The organism is Pseudoxanthomonas sp. SL93 (assembly GCF_026625825.1).
GTDB lineage: Bacteria > Pseudomonadota > Gammaproteobacteria > Xanthomonadales > Xanthomonadaceae > Pseudoxanthomonas_A.
Map to the genome: position 1 here is coordinate 1,222,820 of NZ_CP113065.1, position 16,942 is coordinate 1,239,761.

Here is a 16,942-nt window from a genome sequence, read left to right on the forward strand (position 1 = left end):
TGAGTAAACGAAGCCGCATAAGCATCGCGTCAATGCACGGCTTCACATCGCTGAGCCACCGTGCGTCAAGGGATCCGGACGCGCGCCGCGCCAACGGCCAAGGCGCGACCCAGCCCGCCCATGGCGGCGAGATCGTCCAACGCCTGGTCGTCGAGGGCGCACATCAGGCGCTCGGAGAGATCCCATTCACGCGCTACCCGCCTGGCGATGCGCGGGGCCTCGCGCTGCAGCAGTGCGGCGACCGATGCCGCCTCCGGCGGTGCAGTCGGCTGCTGCCGCGCGGAGGTCTCGCGCAGTGCCTGCACCACCACGATGGCGCCCAATCCGTGCAGCAACGCCAGCAGTTGGGCGGCGAATGCATCCTCGCGCTCGATGGTGCGGGCAAACTGCGCAGCCGCCTGTGCGGCATGCTGCGTGTGATCCCACAGCAACTCGGGCAGGCGACCGAAGATACCGCCTTCCACCCGCATCACCGGCTGCATCAGTGCCACCGCCACCAGCTGGCGCAAGCCATCCGTCCCCACCTGCGCCACCGCGCGGTCCAGGCTCTCGACCGGTGTGGGCTGGCTGCGGTACAGCGCGCTGTTGGCCAGTGCCAGCAGGTTGGCGGCCAGTGCGGGGTCACGCGCGATGATCATTGTGATGTCGCGCCCGGAGGCGTCGTCATCGTTCAACGTACTGAGCAGCTGCGGCAACATCTGCGGCCGGCGCGGCAATCGCCCGGGCTCGCTGTCGAAACGCGCCAGCGCCTGCTCCGTGGCGGCGATCATGACGGCGCTTTCGGCGGACGACAGCGGCGCAGGCTGGCCGGCAAGCGCGGCATCGACGAGCGGCTGTGCCCAGTTCCGGGAGAGGACACCGGGTGCATCCACCGCCGGACCTGCCTCGGCAGCGGTCGACGCCCTGGGCGTGTGCGCCGATGCGGCAGTAGGAGGACGTTCCCGGCGCCACCAGTATGTGAAAGCCCGAAGCAGTGCCACGCGCGCACCTTGCCGTAGTTGTTGAAGCGTTAGCGGCACGACGGGGCTCAACTTTAGCCAGGTACGCGTGGACCCGACTCCCTCCGATCGCCGCGCCGATGCGTGGCCCTCACGACGCTCGATGCCTCGGCCGATCACGAGGCGGTCTAAGTAAAACTACTTAGCCGGATCGACATTTCGTCGAGCCGCATGGGGCTGTCCGGCTGCATCCCCAGGACAGGTGGAATCGTCGGTTGCTTTTCACTTTGCAACCGAGGATAACTGCGCGGTCACTCCTTCTTGCGATCGAATCGAAGGGAGTACCCATGTCGGCCAAGCCTCCGCAACGCGAAGCCCTGTCGGCGAGCGTACTGGACGCCCTGATCCGAGCCGGGCTCATCGCCCTGCTGGTCGCGTTCTGCTTCCGCATCTTCCATCCCTTCCTCAACCTGTTGCTGTGGTCGGTGATCCTGGCCGTCATGCTGTACCCGCTGCATCGCAGGCTGGCGCGCCGGCTGGGACAGAAAGGCGACGGCCGCGCAGGCACGCTCATCGTGCTGCTGGGCATCGCCGTGCTGGCGGTCCCGGTCTATCTGCTGGGCATGTCGCTGACCGATTCCGCACACCGCGCCATGGAACTGGTGAAAGCCGATGGCCTGCATGTTCCACCGCCGCCGGATGCGGTGGCGACTTGGCCGCTGGTGGGCGAGCGCCTGCATGCGTTCTGGCTGCAGGCCGCCACCGACCTGACCGGGCTGGCACGCAACTTCGCGCCACAGGTCAAGGAAGTAAGCCTGACCCTGCTGTCGAAGATGGCGAAAGTGGGCATCGGCCTGCTGATGTTCCTCGCCGCGCTGGTGATCGCCGGCATCGTGATGGCCTACGGCGCCGCCGGCCACAACAGCGCCATCCGCATCTGTGCGCGCATCTTCAGTTCGGAGAAAGCCCTGCACATCACCGAGCTGTGCACCGCCACCATCCGCGCGGTGGCGCAGGGCGTGGTGGGCATCGCGTTCGCGCAGATGCTGCTGATCGGCATCGGCTTCGTGGCCATGGACATTCCGGGTGCCGGCCTGCTCGCCCTGGTCGTGCTGGTGTTCGGCATCCTGCAGCTGCCGGCGACGCTGGTCACGCTGCCGGTGATCATCTACGTCTTCGCCACCCGCGACATCAGCGCGGGCACGGTGGTCTTCGCCGTCTACGTCTTCGTCGCGGGCCTGATCGACAACGTGCTGAAGCCGCTGCTGCTCGGGCGCGGCGTCGACGTGCCGATGCCGGTGATCCTGGTGGGCGCACTGGGCGGCATGATCACGGACGGCATCATCGGCCTGTTCGTGGGGCCGGTGGTGCTGGCGGTGGCCTACGAGCTCTTCTGGCAATGGGTGGACGATCGGCCCGCACACCTGCCCGCCGAGCCCCCTGTCCCATGACCGGCCACGCCTGAAGGATCGCCATGCTGCTCAACCTGCTCGCCGGGCTGCCCGTGATCCTGCTGTGCCTGGTGCTGCAGGCGGTGTTCGTGGCCCGGTGCCTGCGCTATTACGCGCGCTACAGGATGGTCCATGCCGCGGAACGCTCGCAGTGGCGCGACATCCTGCTGCTGTCGTCAGTGATGCTGCTCACGCTGCTGGGCAACTTCGTGCAGATGGCGATCTGGGCGGGGCTGTTCATGCTGATCGGGGAGTTCGACGACTTCGCCAGTGCGCTGTATCACTCCGCGGTCAACTTCGCCACGCTCGGCTATGGCGACGTGGTCATGTCGGTGCGCTGGCGCATGCTGGGTCCGTTGGAGGCAGCCAACGGCATCTTGATGTTCGGCGTGTCCACGGCGGTGATGACCGCGGCGGTGTTCGATGTGGTGAAGATGAACGCTGCACTGAAATCGACCGACGCGGCACCCCGGCTGTCGGGCGAGCCCCACTTGCCGTGAGCCCGTCACGCAGCGAACGAGCGCCGCTGAGACCACCACGGGGACAGGACGATGCGCCATGACAGTGGAAGCCTTCGATGTGGTGGTGATCGGCGCCGGCCCCGCGGGCGTCAACGGTGCGATGGCCGCGGCGATGATGGGCGCGCGTACCGTGCTGGTCGAGCGTGAAGCGGACGTGGGCGGCGCCGGCATCAATACCGGCACCGTTCCCAGCAAGACGCTGCGCGAAACCGCGCTCGCGCTTTCCGGGCTGCGGGCGAGACGCTTGTACGGCGTGGACCTTTCCCTCCGCCGGGAAGCCTCGGTGGCGGATTTCACGCGCCATCGCGACAACGTCATGCGCGGCGAGCGCAACCGGGTCGAAGCGCGACTGGCGGGGCTCGGCGTCCAGCGCCGGCGGGGCACCGCCACCTTCATGGACCCGCACATGCTGGCCGTGCGGGATGGCGATGGCGCGACGCATCTGTTGCGGGGCGGGAAATTCCTGATCGCCACCGGGTCGTCGCCGTTCCATCCCCCTGCCTTCCCGTTCGCACACCCGCATGTCCACGACTCCAGCGAGATACTCCATATCGAGGCCATGCCACGCGTAATGGCGGTGGTCGGTGCCGGCGTGATCGGCTGCGAATACGCCTCGACCTTTGCGGCACTCGACACGCAGGTACACCTGGTCGATGGCCGCAGCGCGCTGCTTCCATTCCTGGACGGGGAGCTGTCCCGCCAGTTGGCCTCGGCGATGGGCGCGTTCGGCGTCCACATGCACCTGGGCGAACAGGTCGAACACTGCCAGCCCCACGGCAGCGGCCAGGTGATGTTGCGGCTCGCATCGGGTGCCGTGCTGGCCTGCGATGACGTGCTGGTGTGCGCGGGACGCAGCAGCAACACGCAGGAGCTCGACCTGGCAGCGGCGGGCGTTGCCACCGCAGCGAGGGGACTGATCGAGGTGGACGAGGATTTCCGCACCTCGGTACCGCACATCTATGCAGCAGGTGACGTCATCGGCGCCCCTGCCCTCGCCGCCACCGGCATGGAACAGGCGCGGGCCGCGATCACCCGGGCGCTCGGCTCGGACCTGAAACGTGACCTGGCGACCCTGTTGCCCGTGGGCATCTACACGATCCCGGAGGTCGGCGCCGTCGGCGCAACCGAAGAACAGCTTCAGGCAACCGGCGTGGACTACGTCGCCGGGCGCTGGCGGGCCGCCGATACGCCACGCGGCTGCATCCTCGGCGACGAGCACGGCCTGCTGAAGCTGCTGTTCCGGCGCAGCGACATGCAGCTGCTCGGCGTACACGTGATGGGGGAACAGGCCACCGAGACCGTGCACGTGGGCATGACCGCCATGCTGGCCGGTGCCGGTGCGGAGCTGTTCAACCGCGCCTGCTTCAATTTCCCCACGCTGGGCGACATGTACAAATACGCCACGTACGACGCGCTGCTGCAGACACGCATGGCGCGCGAGCGGGCATGAGATCCCGGCCCGCATCCACGCTGATCCATCCACGTCAAGAAGCGGGTTTGGCGCGCCCTGCTCCCGGAGGCCCACCATGATCGCCACCGATCCCCCCGTCCTCCATCCCCCTGCACGGGAGATGGAGCGATTCGCCGAATGGGACAACGCGTTGGCAACGGTGAGCCGTCGCATCCGCGTACTGTCCACCATCAACTGGCCGGCAGGACTCGAGTCCCGGTTTCTTGAAGGCTGGCGCGCTGGCGCGCCTCGCCTGCCCGAACCCGTCACGACGGCACCGTCGCTCGCCGGCGAGATCGCGACGCTGCGTGAGCTGATGCGTCGCATCGACCGCGGCCACCCGGTCGGGCACTGGCTGTACAAGACCGCGTGGAGTTACCGGGTGGCGGCCTGCATGCTGGAAAACATCGGCACGCCCGAATTCACGCGCTGCTCCAGTTTCCTCTACGGCCGGCCGGACCAGCGCTACCGCAGCCAGGACATCACCAACGCACAGAGTGCCGAGGAGATGCTGGCCATCACCGACGACCTGATCGACGCCCGGCGGCTGCCACCCGTGCCGGCCGACATCCCCGCGGAGACCTTCGCGCAGCGCCTGCGCGAGCGCATCGATCCCGTCTTCACCCACCACAAGGTCGCCGTGGTGCTGGACGCCTCGCTGCCATCGAAGGCCACCGCGTGCAGCACGCGCATCAAGCTGCGCGCCAGCGCCATGTTTTCCGAACGCGACCTGGAACAACTCGCCCAGCATGAAGCCTTCATCCATACCCTGACCGCGCTCAACGGCAAGAGCCAGCCGCACCTGCGCACCCTGGGCCTGGGCTCCCCACGCACGACGCGCACGCAGGAGGGGCTGGCGACGTTCTCGGAAATCATCACCGGCGCCATCGACATCGCGCGGCTCCGTCGCGTTGCCCTGCGCGTGGTCATGCTGAAGCGGGCGCTGGAGGGTGCGGACTTCATCGAGGTGTTCCGCGGATTCCTGGACGCCGGCCAGAGCGAGACCGAGAGCTGCGCCAGCGCCGCGCGCCTGTTCCGTGGCGGCGACCCGCGTGGGGGCGTCTGCTTCACCAAGGACGGCGCCTACCTGGAGGGCCTGATGCTGGTGCATGTCTTCATCCGCAAGCTGATGCAGGAGGGGCGCAGCGAGCTGCTGTCGATGCTCTTTGCCGGCCGCGTGACCACGGCCGACGTCATCACCCTGGCGCCATTCCGGCAGACGGGCCTCATCGCCCCCGCGGTCTACCTGCCGCCCTGGGCTCGGGATCCGCAGCGCGTGCTGGCCACCCTGGCCTTCTCGGCGGCCACCCAGCGGCTGCGGCTGGACCGTCTGGACAGCCAGCGCTTCGTGGACTATGAAGACGAGGCCATCGAGGCTTCAGGCTTTACCCCGTGACGCCGACGGCGATGCGGACTGCAGCATGACGACCCCACACCCATCCATCACCAGCGAGGGAACAAGGCAATGAGCAGCGAAGCACTGATGCCGGTCACGGCAACCACGCCCTCCAACAAGCAGCGCCTGTTCATGCGCTACTTCACCGCGATCCTGATCGACCTGGTGGTGCTGAACCTGTTCGTCGAGTATTCGGACAAGGTCACCATCGATTCGTTCACCATCTCGCTGCTGGCCGCCATCCTGTTGCAGGTATTGCTGAAACTGACGCTGGCCGTCGAGCACCGCGTCGCGGATTTCTTCAAGAAGCGCCCGGGCGGGTTCATGACCTTCCTGCGCTTCTTCTTCGCGTGGCTGGTGCTGTTCGGGTCCAAGTTCGTCATCCTCGAGGCGTTGACGCTGGCCTTCGGCGACAAGGTGCGCTTCGACGGCAGGTTCCACGGCATCATCACGCTCATCGTCGTGATCCTTGCGATGCTGGTGGCCGAAGAGCTTGTCGTCCGGCTGTACCGCAAGCTCGGCGATGGTCCCCGCCAGGCGTGATCGCCGCATCCTGCGCAAACCCACCTCTCCGGAGGGCACCATGCAGACGCCACGTGCCTCCCCGCTGCGGTCGCTGTTCAACCGCGGCGGGCTGAAGGAAGTCTTCGAGCACGCCCGCAACGCCGTCGTCGCGACGATCTTCGTCGCCGCGGGGCTGGAAGCCTCGACGCGCGAGGGAAACCTGGGCCTGTTCGGCCTGGTGGATCCACGCCTGGCCGGCTATGTCGTGGCCGGCGTGGGCCTTCTGCTGATACTGGCCAACTTCGCCGACGGCCTGCGGCGGCTGGCGAAGTTCCGGCAGCACATCCTGCTGCAGATCGCGCTCAGCATCGCGTACTTCTTCGTGACGCTGCGGGTCATCCAGCTCGTCATCCTGTTCAGGACGCACCCCTGCTGACCCGCCGCGCGGGACTCAGCGGGTGGTGAACACGCCCGGCCGCCAACCGCCGTCGGCATAGCCGACCCGGGCGCCGCCATAGCCACTGCTGGAGCCGTAGCCCACGCCCAGCCCACCGCTGCCCAGCCGGGACCGGCGCCGGCGCATGCGCTCCTGCAGTTCCTCGCGACGGCCCGCCAGCCAGTCGGCACGGCCCACGTTTTCCGGGGCCAGGCCGTGGCGCCTGGCCTCGCGTTCGCGGAATTCGCAGAAGTCGTTGTAGGCATCCACCTCATGGCACAGGTCGCGCGCGCACAGCTCGATCATGATGGCGTCATCAAGGAAGCCCAGCACGGGAATGTGGTCCGGGATGGCATCGGCCGCCGTGGCGAAATACGCCAGCGCGACACGCAGGTGCACGATGTCCTCGTCCTGCAGCGCCCAGCCCTCGTCACGCGCCATGGCGATGAAGGAATCCAGCAGCAGCAGGCGATCCTTGACGAACTGCGGCGAGTCGCTCTGCTGCGCCTTCAGCAACAGGTCCGACGCCGCCTGCGTGATCTCCTGCAGGCTCATGTGCTGGCTGATGTTCAAGGCCGCTTCCCTCGCCTTCTTGAAGTGCGCGAGGTCCTGGTCGGTCAATTCCAGATTGATGGTCAGTGACATGTCGTGCTCCTGGCCGTTACGGCCGCCGTCGGTAGTGGATCCGCTGCCAGCGTGGATGCGAGCGCAACCACGTCACTGCCAGCGTGGCATCGAGGGCTGCCGGATCGTTCCGGCGACCAACATGCGTTTCATTGCGGCCCGGTTGCGCGAAGAGACCGGCAGACCCGCCATAGCATGCCGCAACCGCGCCGCCCCGATGCCTAAGTATTTCTACTGGGCGGCCTGCGCCGGTCGCCCTGCGGAACGCGCCTCATCGCGGCCGCTGCATGCCACGCATCACTGCAACCAGGGCAGCGACATGAACCCCTTCACGATGAAGGCATTCGCCAGGTCGACGAAGAACGAGCCGGCCAGCGCGATCAGCAGGAACGCCTTCGGCGATGGCCCGTACCGCAGCGCAACACTGTCCATGGTCGCCATGGCCACCGGCATCGAACTGAGCCCGAAACCGAGGAAGCCGCCGACGGTCACCGCGGCGTCGTAGTCACGCCCCAGCCAGCGGTAGAGCAGCAGCACGCCGACCAGCACCGTCACCACCACCTGGATGACGACATTGATCATCAGTGGGCCGATCGCCGCGCCCAGCGTCCACAGTTGGAGACTCATCAGGTAGGTCACCAGGAACGCCTGCAGGGCGATTTCGCCGCCGCGCTCGATGGGAGTGAAATCGATCCTGGCGCCCACAAGATCGGCGACGTTGGTGATCACCGCGCCGGCCAGCATGGCGGTCAGGAATCCGGGTAGCACCAGCCCATGGGCCCGCGCCCACTGGTTGGCGGCATCGCCGGCCAGCACGGCAACCACGATCAGCAACAGCACCCCGAGGATGGTGGCGATGGGCGGTGCCGGCGGTGGAGGCGCCACGTCAGGCGCGACCCAGCTGGCCGGTGTCGCACCCCCAGGACCTCGCAGCTGGTGGCGGCGGATGAGCCAACCGGTGACCGGGCCTGACACCAGCGCGCCCACCACGACCGCCAGGGTGGCGGCGCCCACCGCCACTTCCGGTGCATGCGCCAGGCCCATGGCCTGTGCTTCCTTCGCCCAGGCAGCGGCGGTACCGGGGCCGCCGACGAAGGACACGCTGCCGACCAGCACGCCGTAAAAGGGATGCGCACCTGAAGCGGTGGCCACCAGGATGCCGGTGACGTTCTGCACGACCAGCAGGATCACCGTGACCACGCACAGGATCACCAGCGGCCGCCCACCGGCCTTCAGCGCGGAGAGCTTGGCGGACAAGCCCACGGTGGTGAAGAACACCAGCAGGAAGAACGTGGTCAGCTGACCGGCGAACTGCACCGAAAGGCCAGCGAACCGGTACAGCAGTGCCGACAGGATCGCCACCAGCACCCCACCGACCACGGGGACCGGCACGTTGAGACGTGCAAGCAGCGGCACCCCCCGGCTGATGGCGCCGGCCACCACCAGCGCGAACAGACCCACGGCCAGGGTCTCAAGATCGGACAACGCCATCGTGGTCATATCCCCTCCAACGGCCCGGCGGGCCTTGGCGGCCCCACCGGCTTCTACGGAAACGACGATCGCAGCACGTACCGAGGGCGGCCCCGATCCCCCGGCACCGCATTCCGCAGCATTGCGCTTGCGTCGCAAGGACGCAAGCGGGAGCAGACGCGCGGTGCCAGATGTCCCGACTTCGGAATGGCGGCCGCCCACGGAGCGTGCCCCACGGACCACGCGCGTGGGAGTGCCCGGGATCATGACGTGTCGAGGCTGCACGGCGCATCCGCACCGTCGGGGCGCGCCGGACGGGAGGCCACAAGCGCGTGCTCACAACAAACCTGCTCGCAGCAAAAAAAGCCGATGCGATCCTTCGGCGGGTCGGGTCAGCCCCTTATCCAGGACGACGCATCAGCTCACTGGCCAACCGGCAGTGCCTCGCCGGCCGTGGCCAACTCGCGCAGGCGGTGCGTCCGCGAGTGGACCCAGCGGCAGGCCCAGCTTGCGCCCCGATACAGATTGGGCACTGCCACTTCGGAATGCGCACCGCGCGGGTCCTGAAGATGGATGGTGATCATCCAGCCGCTGCGCCGCGGGGCGATCTCGAGGACCTCGCAATCCGCGACCCACAGCCGCAGTCCGAACCCCGTCTCTTCCCAACGGAAGCCCTCCGGAAGTCTCCCCAAATCCTGCCCCGCCATATCTGTCCCCTTGCCACCCTCGGCATTCCTGCTGCAAAGACGCACGTGCTGGGTAGCCGCACGCCTGAGATCATGGGGCAGCACGCGCATAGGCGGCGCTGCCCCATGTACTGCGGCCTAGTGCTTGCTGGACTTCAGCATGTCATCACGGCTCTTCTCGGCGCGTGCGGCGCCGATCGCGGTTTCCACCTGCTTGACCTCTTCCGGCGGCGGCAGCACGGCGGGCATGCCGAGCGACTGGATCCACAGTTCCCGGCACCAGCCCATCGTGTGGTACAGGTGGTGATCCTCGTCCTGCTCGACTGCCTCGTAGGCGGGCTGCAGGACTTTCGCGAGCGGACCGCCGGCCTCGACCACCTTGCCGATCAGCTCCCAGTTCTGGTGGTCCTTGGTTTCGGCCAGCACGACGCATTCCGCGGCGACCAGTTGTGCCGCCTCGGGCGTGGCGGTCTTCATCGCCATCTCGATGGCCATGACCAGCGATTGGCCCTGATGCGCCACGACCTTGCGGCCCGGGCTCTGCTCTTCGGTATCCATCTCGAGCTGTTCGAACACCCGCGTCAGCACCTGCTCGTGTGTCGTGGTTTCGTCCAGGTATTCCTTCCATTCCTTCTTCAGGTCGTCGTTCTGCGCCGCCTTGATGGCCGCCGTGTAGACCTGGATACCGCCGCGCTCGGTCTCAAGCGCCTGCAGCAGCAGCTCGTGAACCTGATCCTTGTTGAGATTGCTTGAACGTGCCATGACAGCTCCGCACCTATCTGGGGTTGGGGCTCCCGTTGTACCTCCGCATTCGAGACGAACGCGTGACGATGACGTGGTACCGCACGTATTCAGCATCACGCACCGGCCCACGGTTACGTGTTGATTCCGCAACGTGAAAAGCGCGCGAAGCCACTGCCGTTGCCGTGCGGAGAACGTGTGGAGCATCTGTCATCCACATGAAGTCGATGATGCACGTCATCGTCACGCACGCCATGCAAGCGTGCGCCACAGCCATCTTCCGGCGCCTCGCACTCCTGCCTTCCGCCATGCGGACGGTCGACGAAGTTGGCGAAGAAGCGATGGCGATCCCGTGCATGCATGCGCATCGCATTCCCCCGTTCCACAGGAGCTTTGAAATGACTCGAGAAACCCATGGTCGCGATTCCAACCCCGATCCCATCACCGGCGCGCCCGGCTCCCATCCTGTCGGCGTCGGTGTAGGCGGCGTGGCCGGTGCGGTCGCGGCGGGTGCCGTCGCAGGCACCATGTTCGGTCCCATCGGCACGCTGGTGGGTGCGGCGGCAGGCGCGATCGCAGGCGCGGCCGCAGGCAAGGGCGTCGCCGAGCGCCTCGACCCCACGGCTGAAGTCGAATACTGGCGCGAGAACGCGGCCTCACGCCCCTACTACGAAGCCGATCGCGATTTCGACCGCGACTATGCAGGCGCCTACCGCACCGGCGTGGAGGCGCGCGAACAGAATCCCGACCTCTCCTGGGACCAGACCGAACAGCGCCTGCAGAAGGACTGGGATGACCGTCGTGGCGATTCCGGCCTGGACTGGGAAAACGCGCGGCCGGCCGTGCGCGACTCGTGGGAGCGGGCGGACCGCACCTACAGCACGTACAGCGGTACCGACGAGTTCTTCGGCGCGCGCTTCAAGGACTCGGCCTACGCGAAGGATGGCGAAACGTTCGACGACTACCGCCCCGCCTATCGCTATGGCACCTACGCGCGTCAGCAGTACGCCGACCGCGACTGGGATGATGAACTTTCAGGCGACCTGGAAGCCGGCTGGGAGCGCTTCAAGGGCACATCCAGGCTGGGCTGGGAGCGCGCGAAGCACGCGGTCGCCGATGCGTTCACACTGGACCGCCAGCGTCCGCACTGATCGCCGATTCGCGTGAATCTCCTGTAAGGGATGCAGCCTGACAACCCCGGTGAGCCGGGGTTGTCTCGTCGGGGCCGAGTTCCCTGGTCAGTAGCGCGGTGGCACCGAGGTGCACCGCGCACTCTGATCGTTGACCGCTGATTCTGTCGCACTTCAATCGCTCGGCGCGGCCCGGGCCATGGTGCGTCAACGCAACTGGCTGTCCTTGCTGCCGCGGCGGTTGTACAGGCCGGCGCCCTGCTCGTCCCGGTCGGCGGCTTCCTGGCAGCTCACGCAGAGCCGTACGCCGGGCACCGCCTTCTGTCGGGCCAGCGGGATCGGTTTCCCGCATTCTTCGCAATGGGTCAGGCTGGGACCCGTGTGCAACTGGCGACGCGCGCGCTCGATGCCGTCCTTCACGGTCGCGTCGATCTGTTCCTGTACCGCCCCGTCACCCGCCCAACCGGTTGCCATGGCCGCGCTCCTCTCCTGCTACGCCTGCAGCGTACACCCGCGCGGGTTAACGCAACGCCACGCACGTCCCGGCAGTCGTCTACTCCGGCACGATGGCTGCCGGAGCACACGCTGGGCGGCGCCTCTCGCGCAATGCTGCAGCGCGCGCGCCATCCCCATGAACGACCACGCCCACGACAGGGGAATCACGCATTCGCCAGCGCGAAGTCGATCGCGCCGCGAACCGCCGCCACCTGCGCATCGTTGCACTGCTGCGGCGTCGCTTTCGGGCTGTCCGGGTACACCTCGGTGATGGTGGTGTAGCGCGCGTCGGTGACGCCGGTGCAAAGGCCCAGCGCCTTCACCGGGTACTGGATGACGCCTTCGGCCACTACCGGCGAACCGATGATCTCGCCATTGTCGTCGGCAGGCGCGATATGGGTGACCTGCGCCACCGCGGCGATCACCGCCTGCTGGAACTCCGGCTGCGGGTTCACGCTGTCGTCCACCAGGTAGAACCCGTCGGGGATTTCGCCCGGCTCGAACGGCTTGCCGTCACGCGCCGCCAGCGCGGGCCGGAACTCGGTCTCGTCGCTGTCGGTCGTCTCGTGCAGGTCGATGTGCATCAGCACGCGTTCGCGGACCGGCGCGACCAGCGTGATCAGCGCCGCGGATTCCTGTGCGGGGCTGTCCACGCGGAACGACCGGTTGGGGTCCAGCGCCTCGGCATTCCAGCGGTGGATGCGCTCGTAGCCCCATGGACTGATGCACGGCACCACCAGCAGGTTCGCGCGGCTTGCGTAATCGGCCGCATGCCGGTCGAGGAACTGCAGGGCACCATGCACGCCACTGGTCTCGTAGCCGTGCACGCCGCCGGTGACCAGCAGGACGGGCAGCGCGTCGTTCCAGTCCCGGCTGCGCACCGCATGCAGCGGGTAGGTTTCGCCGGGACCGTAATCCAGCTGGCCGTACTGCACCACGTCGAAGCGGTCGCGCAACCCGTCGATCACCGCCACCACGTCGGCCGCATGGCTGCGCTGCACGCGCTGGCGCGCGCGCCATTCCGCTTTCTCGGCCGCGCCCCAGGGCTGGCCGGGGATGCCGATGGGGTAGAAAGAGGGATTCGTCATGACCTGCACCGCCTTGCCGTGTCGCCGGGAAATGCCGCGCACTTTAACATCGGGCATGCGCGGCCGTTCATTCGCGCCGATCCCCGATGCGGGCCTGGGAGCAACCGGAAACCGCCACGGCCGGATAGATCCGCTGATCCCGTTTGCCTCTGGATGACGATCGGAGGCTCCCATGACGGGCGCAGGGAAAACAAGCACGCGATGAAGCAGCAGGTGCGCTACGTGGTGACCCGCGACGACGTACGGCTGGCCTGGGCCGAGATCGGGCGTGGGCCGCCGCTGGTCAAGGCGGCCACGTGGCTGACCCACCTGCAGTACGACCTCGAAAGCCCGGTGTGGGCACACTGGATCCGCTTCTTCGGCGAGAACTTCCGCTACATCCGCCACGACGAACGCGGCTGCGGCATGTCCGACTGGGAGGCAGGCCGCCTTGGCGCCGCGGAATGGGTGGACGACCTGGAAAGCGTGGTGGACGCCGCCGGCATCGACCGTCCGTTCGCGCTGCTCGGCATCAGCCAGGGGGCGGCCACGGCGATCCGCTACGCGGTCCGGCATCCCGAGCGTGTGTCGCACCTGATCCTTTACGGCGGCTATGCCATCGGCGGCCACAAGAGCGACAACCCGGAGCGGCGAGCGCTGTTCAAAGCGGTGATGGACGTGATCGGGCTGGGATGGGGCAGCGACAATCCCGCGTTCCGCCAGTTGTTCAGTTCGCGCTTCGCGCCGCAGGGCACGCAGACGCAGATTGACTGGTTCAACGAGCTGTGCCGCCGCACCACCTCGCCGCAGAACGCCTGCGAACTGCTGGCCGCGCGCGGCGACATCGACGTGCGCGACGAACTGGCGCAGGTGCGCGTGCCCACGCTGGTGCTGCACGGCACGCACGACCAGATCGCGCCGCTGTCGCAGGGCAAGCTGCTGGCCAGCCACATCCCGGGCGCGACCTTCGTGCAACTGGACTCCTGCAACCACGTGCTGCTCGAACACGAGCCGGCGTGGCGGCAGTTCCAGCAGGCCGTGCTGGAGTTCACCGGCCACGCACTCGCCGGCGGCACGGCCGGCCCGCTGGCGGCGACATTGACCGCGCGCGAACGCACCACCCTGGCACTGCTGTGCGAAGGCCACAGCAACTCGCAGATCGGCTGGCACCTGGGCATCGCCGAGAAGACCGTGCGCAACCACATCTCCAACCTGTACCGGAAGCTGGGCGTGCGCAGCCGTGCGGAAGCCATCGTCAAGGCCTACGGACATCCGCCCGGCCAGGCAGGCTGATCCGCGCGGGAAACCGGGACATTTGTCCCGCATGCCGCCGCCTGGCGTGCAGGAACCGGGACAAGGTTCCCATGGTCGCGTGCACGGACGATGCGCAGACTGCCTGCACGCCACTCGCCGCCCTTTCCTACCCCAATCGGCTCCATGCACCGCGCAGGTTCCCCCGCCGCGCGTCGCGGGCAAACGACAGGAAAACGGACACCCCGAGGGCGGCTTGCCCCTTCCAGGAGATCCACGATGTCCCGTCTGCTTGCCCTGTTGTATGGCACCGCGTGTTACGCGGTGTTTCTGGCCACCTTCCTGTACGCCATCGCGTTCGTCACCGGCGCCGGCGTTCCCAAGCACATCGACAATGGCGTGCCGGCCACGTTGCCCGTGGCACTGGGCATCGACCTGCTGCTGATGACTCTGTTCGCGTTGCAGCACAGCGTGATGGCGCGTCCGGCGTTCAAGCGCTGGTGGACGCGCTTCGTGCCGGCGCACATCGAACGCAGCACCTACGTGCTGGCGTCCAGCCTGGCGCTGGCCCTGCTGTTATGGCAGTGGCGGCCGCTGCCGCTGACGGTGTGGGAAGTACAGGGCGACGTGGCGCGCGTGGCGGTCCATGCGCTGTCAGCGACGGGATGGCTGCTGGTGCTGTCCAGCACGTTCCTGATCAGCCACTTCGACCTGTTCGGCCTGCGACAGGTCTGGCACCACGCCCGCGGTCGTGGCCCGGCGCCGGAGACGCCTTTCGTGGTACGTGCGCTCTACCGCATCGTGCGCCACCCGCTGATGCTCGGTTTCCTGATCGCATTCTGGGCCGCGCCGACGATGAGCCTGGGCCACCTGCTGTTCGCCGCGGTGACCACGGCCTACATCGTGGTGGCGGTGAAGTGCCTGGAGGAACGCGACCTCATCGCGCAGCACGGCGACACTTACCGCGCCTACCAGCGCCAGGTGCCGATGCTGCTGCCGGGGCGCATCCGTCCCGCCGCCGTGGCGGAAAGCAGCGTCAATGCCCCGACCGCCTTCGACGCCAAGCGCTCGACGCGCTGAGCGCTTCTTCTTCGCACCCGGCCAGCGCGGGTTGCCAAGCGGAAATCAGGCCTCAGACTATGGCGGGCACCTCGTGCCCGCCTGCCGACTGACGCCCACGGATGTTCCCCGCCATGCCCCACTACACCGGTCCCCTGCTTGTCCGTGATGCCGCCGAGGCGCTGCTGGCGGCGCGCGATCGCGGGGACGAGGCGTGGCAGGGCTCGCTGGACCTGGGCGTGTCGCAGGGCGAGGCGCGGCTCCACGCCGACGACTGGATGTGGAAGGGCGAACGCTATCCGTATCCGGACAAGCTGAAGGACCGCACGCTGTACTACTGGGACGAGGATGCGTTCTCGCCGATCTCCCGCTACGCCGGCTCGCTGATCAAGCTGGTGCCCAGCGAATGGGGCGTGCCCACCTTCGAGATCGACGGCATCAAGATGCTGCCGACCTCGCGCGAATCACCGCTCGACGATGCCCGCCGCAAGGTGGCGCTGGTGGAACCGCGCGGGAAGGTGGTGCTGGATACCTGTGGCGGACTGGGTTACTTCGCCGCCTGCTGCCTGCAGGCGGGTGCGGCCCGCATCCTGTCGTTCGAGAAGAACGCCGACGTACTCTGGCTGCGCACGCTCAATCCGTGGTCGCCGGACCCCGACGCACCCGACAGCGGCGGTCGCCTGCAGCTGGCCCACGCCGACGTCTCGCAGGCGATCACCACGCTGCCTGACACCTCCGTGGACGCGATGCTGCACGATCCGCCGCGCTTCGGCATCGCCGGCGAACTCTATTCGCAGGCGTTCTACGACCAGCTGGCGCGCGTGCTGCGCAAGGGCGGGCGGCTGTTCCACTACACCGGCAGCCCGAACAAGCTGACCAGCGGCCGGGACGTGCCGCGCGAAGTGGCCCGGCGACTGGAGAAGGCCGGCTTCAAGGCCCAGTTGGCGCTGGATGGCGTGCTGGCCTCGCGGCGCTGAAGGCAGCCACTTCTTCACGCGGCCTGAGCGCAGCGGGGTGCAAAAACGGCGCACTGTCGTTTCCCGCACGCAAGGAGTCCCGCCATGATCCGCACGCACGCACTCCGCCTGACCACCCTCGCCCTGCTGCTCGCCGGCCCCGCGCTGGCGCAGGAATCCAAGGCGCCACCGATGACGCCCGAGATGCAGGCCATGATGGAGGCCTACCAGAAGGCCGGCACGCCCGGCGCCGAGCACGGCAGGCTGGCGGCCATGGGCGGTACCTACGACCTGACCGTCAAGGCCTGGCACGCGCCGGATACGCCGCCCACCACCGATACCGGCACGGCCACCCGCAAGATGATCCTCGGCGGCCGCGTACTGGTGGAAGACGTGAGCTCGCAGATGATGGGCGCGCCGTACACCGGCCAGGGACTGCACGGTTTCGACAATGTCACCGGCAAGTACTGGGCCACGTGGAACGACAGCATGAGCACCGGCCTGATGGTCAGCGAGGGCACCTGCGACGCCAACCTGACCTGCGCCTACACCGGGACCTACCACGACCCGGTCACGAAGAAGCCGCAGACAGCGCGCATGACCAGCCGCTGGACCGACAAGGCCACCGAGGTGTTCGAGATGTACGGCCCCGGCCCCGACGGCAAGGAAACCAAGATGATGGAAATCACCTACCGGAAGCGCACCCGCTGAGGCTGGCGGACACGGCGTGGCGGTGCTCCAGTCGGCCGTGGCATGGAGTAAGCGGC

18 protein-coding genes are annotated in these 16,942 nt (G+C 67.6%); 11 read left to right on the forward strand and 7 right to left on the reverse strand.

Features of this window, described 5'->3' with window-relative positions:
• Positions 1 to 65: 65 nt before the first annotated feature.
• Positions 66 to 770 (reverse strand): HDOD domain-containing protein, encoded by a 705-nt coding sequence (locus OVA13_RS05645; protein ID WP_267792815.1) that lies wholly within the window; start codon positions 768 to 770, stop codon positions 66 to 68.
• Positions 771 to 1,285: 515 nt separating this feature from the next.
• Here OVA13_RS05645 and OVA13_RS05650 point away from each other — a divergent pair.
• The 6 genes from OVA13_RS05650 to OVA13_RS05675 all read left to right on the forward strand — a co-directional run bounded on the left by OVA13_RS05650 (position 1,286) and on the right by OVA13_RS05675 (position 6,696).
• The gene (locus OVA13_RS05650) at positions 1,286 to 2,389 is read left to right on the forward strand and encodes an AI-2E family transporter (protein ID WP_267792816.1); all 1,104 of its coding nucleotides are present in this window, start codon (positions 1,286 to 1,288) and stop codon (positions 2,387 to 2,389) included.
• A gap of 23 nt (positions 2,390 to 2,412) precedes the next feature.
• Positions 2,413 to 2,889: a potassium channel family protein gene (locus tag OVA13_RS05655; protein ID WP_267792817.1), complete on the forward strand. Its 477-nt coding sequence runs from the start codon at positions 2,413 to 2,415 to the stop codon at positions 2,887 to 2,889.
• A gap of 58 nt (positions 2,890 to 2,947) precedes the next feature.
• Positions 2,948 to 4,360, forward strand: coding sequence for a Si-specific NAD(P)(+) transhydrogenase (gene sthA, locus OVA13_RS05660; protein WP_267792818.1), 1,413 nt, complete (start codon positions 2,948 to 2,950; stop codon positions 4,358 to 4,360).
• Between the two features lie 76 nt (positions 4,361 to 4,436).
• Positions 4,437 to 5,756, forward strand: coding sequence for a peptidase MATCAP family protein (locus tag OVA13_RS05665; protein ID WP_267792819.1), 1,320 nt, complete (start codon positions 4,437 to 4,439; stop codon positions 5,754 to 5,756).
• 69 nt (positions 5,757 to 5,825) lie between these two features.
• Positions 5,826 to 6,299, forward strand: a complete 474-nt coding sequence (locus OVA13_RS05670) for a hypothetical protein (protein ID WP_267792820.1) — start codon at positions 5,826 to 5,828, stop codon at positions 6,297 to 6,299.
• A 40-nt stretch (positions 6,300 to 6,339) separates the two neighbouring features.
• Positions 6,340 to 6,696 (forward strand): hypothetical protein, encoded by a 357-nt coding sequence (locus tag OVA13_RS05675; protein ID WP_267792821.1) that lies wholly within the window; start codon positions 6,340 to 6,342, stop codon positions 6,694 to 6,696.
• 15 nt (positions 6,697 to 6,711) lie between these two features.
• Here the strand turns inward: OVA13_RS05675 and OVA13_RS05680 are convergent, their stop codons facing one another.
• From OVA13_RS05680 to OVA13_RS05695, 4 genes are all read right to left on the reverse strand, one after another.
• Entirely contained in the window at positions 6,712 to 7,341 is a 630-nt protein-coding gene (locus OVA13_RS05680) for a YkvA family protein (protein WP_267792822.1), read from the reverse strand.
• A 276-nt stretch (positions 7,342 to 7,617) separates the two neighbouring features.
• Complete coding sequence (locus tag OVA13_RS05685; protein ID WP_267792823.1) at positions 7,618 to 8,820, reverse strand: sodium/glutamate symporter; 1,203 nt, start codon at positions 8,818 to 8,820, stop codon at positions 7,618 to 7,620.
• Between the two features lie 392 nt (positions 8,821 to 9,212).
• Positions 9,213 to 9,587, reverse strand: a complete 375-nt coding sequence (locus tag OVA13_RS05690) for a hypothetical protein (RefSeq protein ID WP_267792824.1) — start codon at positions 9,585 to 9,587, stop codon at positions 9,213 to 9,215.
• Positions 9,588 to 9,614: 27 nt separating this feature from the next.
• The gene (locus OVA13_RS05695; protein ID WP_267792825.1) at positions 9,615 to 10,238 is read right to left on the reverse strand and encodes a hypothetical protein; all 624 of its coding nucleotides are present in this window, start codon (positions 10,236 to 10,238) and stop codon (positions 9,615 to 9,617) included.
• A 377-nt stretch (positions 10,239 to 10,615) separates the two neighbouring features.
• Here OVA13_RS05695 and OVA13_RS05700 point away from each other — a divergent pair, with 377 nt between their 5' ends.
• Entirely contained in the window at positions 10,616 to 11,368 is a 753-nt protein-coding gene (locus OVA13_RS05700) for a hypothetical protein (protein WP_267792826.1), read from the forward strand.
• A gap of 186 nt (positions 11,369 to 11,554) precedes the next feature.
• On the opposite strand, the gene OVA13_RS05705 is transcribed toward OVA13_RS05700, so the two are convergent.
• Together OVA13_RS05705 and OVA13_RS05710 are read right to left on the reverse strand one after the other, a co-directional pair.
• Positions 11,555 to 11,821, reverse strand: coding sequence for a DksA/TraR family C4-type zinc finger protein (locus OVA13_RS05705; RefSeq protein WP_267792827.1), 267 nt, complete (start codon positions 11,819 to 11,821; stop codon positions 11,555 to 11,557).
• A gap of 185 nt (positions 11,822 to 12,006) precedes the next feature.
• Complete coding sequence (locus OVA13_RS05710) at positions 12,007 to 12,930, reverse strand: M14 family metallopeptidase (RefSeq protein WP_267792828.1); 924 nt, start codon at positions 12,928 to 12,930, stop codon at positions 12,007 to 12,009.
• 201 nt (positions 12,931 to 13,131) lie between these two features.
• On the opposite strand from OVA13_RS05710, the gene OVA13_RS05715 reads away from it, so the two are divergent.
• The 4 genes from OVA13_RS05715 (at position 13,132) to OVA13_RS05730 (ending at position 16,886) form a co-directional block, all read left to right on the forward strand.
• Positions 13,132 to 14,202 carry an alpha/beta fold hydrolase gene (locus tag OVA13_RS05715; RefSeq protein ID WP_267792829.1) on the forward strand — a complete coding sequence of 357 codons (1,071 nt, stop codon included), beginning with the start codon at positions 13,132 to 13,134 and terminating at the stop codon, positions 14,200 to 14,202.
• A gap of 237 nt (positions 14,203 to 14,439) precedes the next feature.
• Complete coding sequence (gene mddA / locus OVA13_RS05720) at positions 14,440 to 15,240, forward strand: methanethiol S-methyltransferase (RefSeq protein ID WP_267792830.1); 801 nt, start codon at positions 14,440 to 14,442, stop codon at positions 15,238 to 15,240.
• Between the two features lie 113 nt (positions 15,241 to 15,353).
• Positions 15,354 to 16,196 (forward strand): class I SAM-dependent methyltransferase, encoded by an 843-nt coding sequence (locus OVA13_RS05725; RefSeq protein ID WP_267792831.1) that lies wholly within the window; start codon positions 15,354 to 15,356, stop codon positions 16,194 to 16,196.
• 84 nt (positions 16,197 to 16,280) lie between these two features.
• Positions 16,281 to 16,886 carry a DUF1579 family protein gene (locus OVA13_RS05730; protein WP_267792832.1) on the forward strand — a complete coding sequence of 202 codons (606 nt, stop codon included), beginning with the start codon at positions 16,281 to 16,283 and terminating at the stop codon, positions 16,884 to 16,886.
• The last annotated feature ends 56 nt before the right edge of the window (positions 16,887 to 16,942 follow it).

Bases quoted from the DNA above. Each gene is read 5' to 3' on its own strand.
- OVA13_RS05655 (WP_267792817.1), top strand. From the start codon at position 2,413: ATGCTGCTCAACCTGCTCGCCGGGCTGCCCGTGATCCTGCTGTGCCTG.
- OVA13_RS05695 (WP_267792825.1), bottom strand. From the start codon at position 10,238: ATGGCACGTTCAAGCAATCTCAACAAGGATCAGGTTCACGAGCTGCTG.
- OVA13_RS05675 (WP_267792821.1), top strand. From the start codon at position 6,340: ATGCAGACGCCACGTGCCTCCCCGCTGCGGTCGCTGTTCAACCGCGGC.
- OVA13_RS05710 (WP_267792828.1), bottom strand. From the start codon at position 12,930: ATGACGAATCCCTCTTTCTACCCCATCGGCATCCCCGGCCAGCCCTGG.
- OVA13_RS05665 (WP_267792819.1), top strand. From the start codon at position 4,437: ATGATCGCCACCGATCCCCCCGTCCTCCATCCCCCTGCACGGGAGATG.
- OVA13_RS05725 (WP_267792831.1), top strand. From the start codon at position 15,354: ATGCCCCACTACACCGGTCCCCTGCTTGTCCGTGATGCCGCCGAGGCG.
- OVA13_RS05700 (WP_267792826.1), top strand. From the start codon at position 10,616: ATGACTCGAGAAACCCATGGTCGCGATTCCAACCCCGATCCCATCACC.
- OVA13_RS05645 (WP_267792815.1), bottom strand. From the start codon at position 770: ATGATCGCCGCCACGGAGCAGGCGCTGGCGCGTTTCGACAGCGAGCCC.
- OVA13_RS05650 (WP_267792816.1), top strand. From the start codon at position 1,286: ATGTCGGCCAAGCCTCCGCAACGCGAAGCCCTGTCGGCGAGCGTACTG.
- OVA13_RS05685 (WP_267792823.1), bottom strand. From the start codon at position 8,820: ATGACCACGATGGCGTTGTCCGATCTTGAGACCCTGGCCGTGGGTCTG.
- mddA (WP_267792830.1), top strand. From the start codon at position 14,440: ATGTCCCGTCTGCTTGCCCTGTTGTATGGCACCGCGTGTTACGCGGTG.
- OVA13_RS05670 (WP_267792820.1), top strand. From the start codon at position 5,826: ATGAGCAGCGAAGCACTGATGCCGGTCACGGCAACCACGCCCTCCAAC.
- OVA13_RS05680 (WP_267792822.1), bottom strand. From the start codon at position 7,341: ATGTCACTGACCATCAATCTGGAATTGACCGACCAGGACCTCGCGCAC.
- OVA13_RS05730 (WP_267792832.1), top strand. From the start codon at position 16,281: ATGATCCGCACGCACGCACTCCGCCTGACCACCCTCGCCCTGCTGCTC.
- OVA13_RS05715 (WP_267792829.1), top strand. From the start codon at position 13,132: ATGAAGCAGCAGGTGCGCTACGTGGTGACCCGCGACGACGTACGGCTG.
- sthA (WP_267792818.1), top strand. From the start codon at position 2,948: ATGACAGTGGAAGCCTTCGATGTGGTGGTGATCGGCGCCGGCCCCGCG.
- OVA13_RS05705 (WP_267792827.1), bottom strand. From the start codon at position 11,821: ATGGCAACCGGTTGGGCGGGTGACGGGGCGGTACAGGAACAGATCGAC.
- OVA13_RS05690 (WP_267792824.1), bottom strand. From the start codon at position 9,587: ATGCGCGTGCTGCCCCATGATCTCAGGCGTGCGGCTACCCAGCACGTG.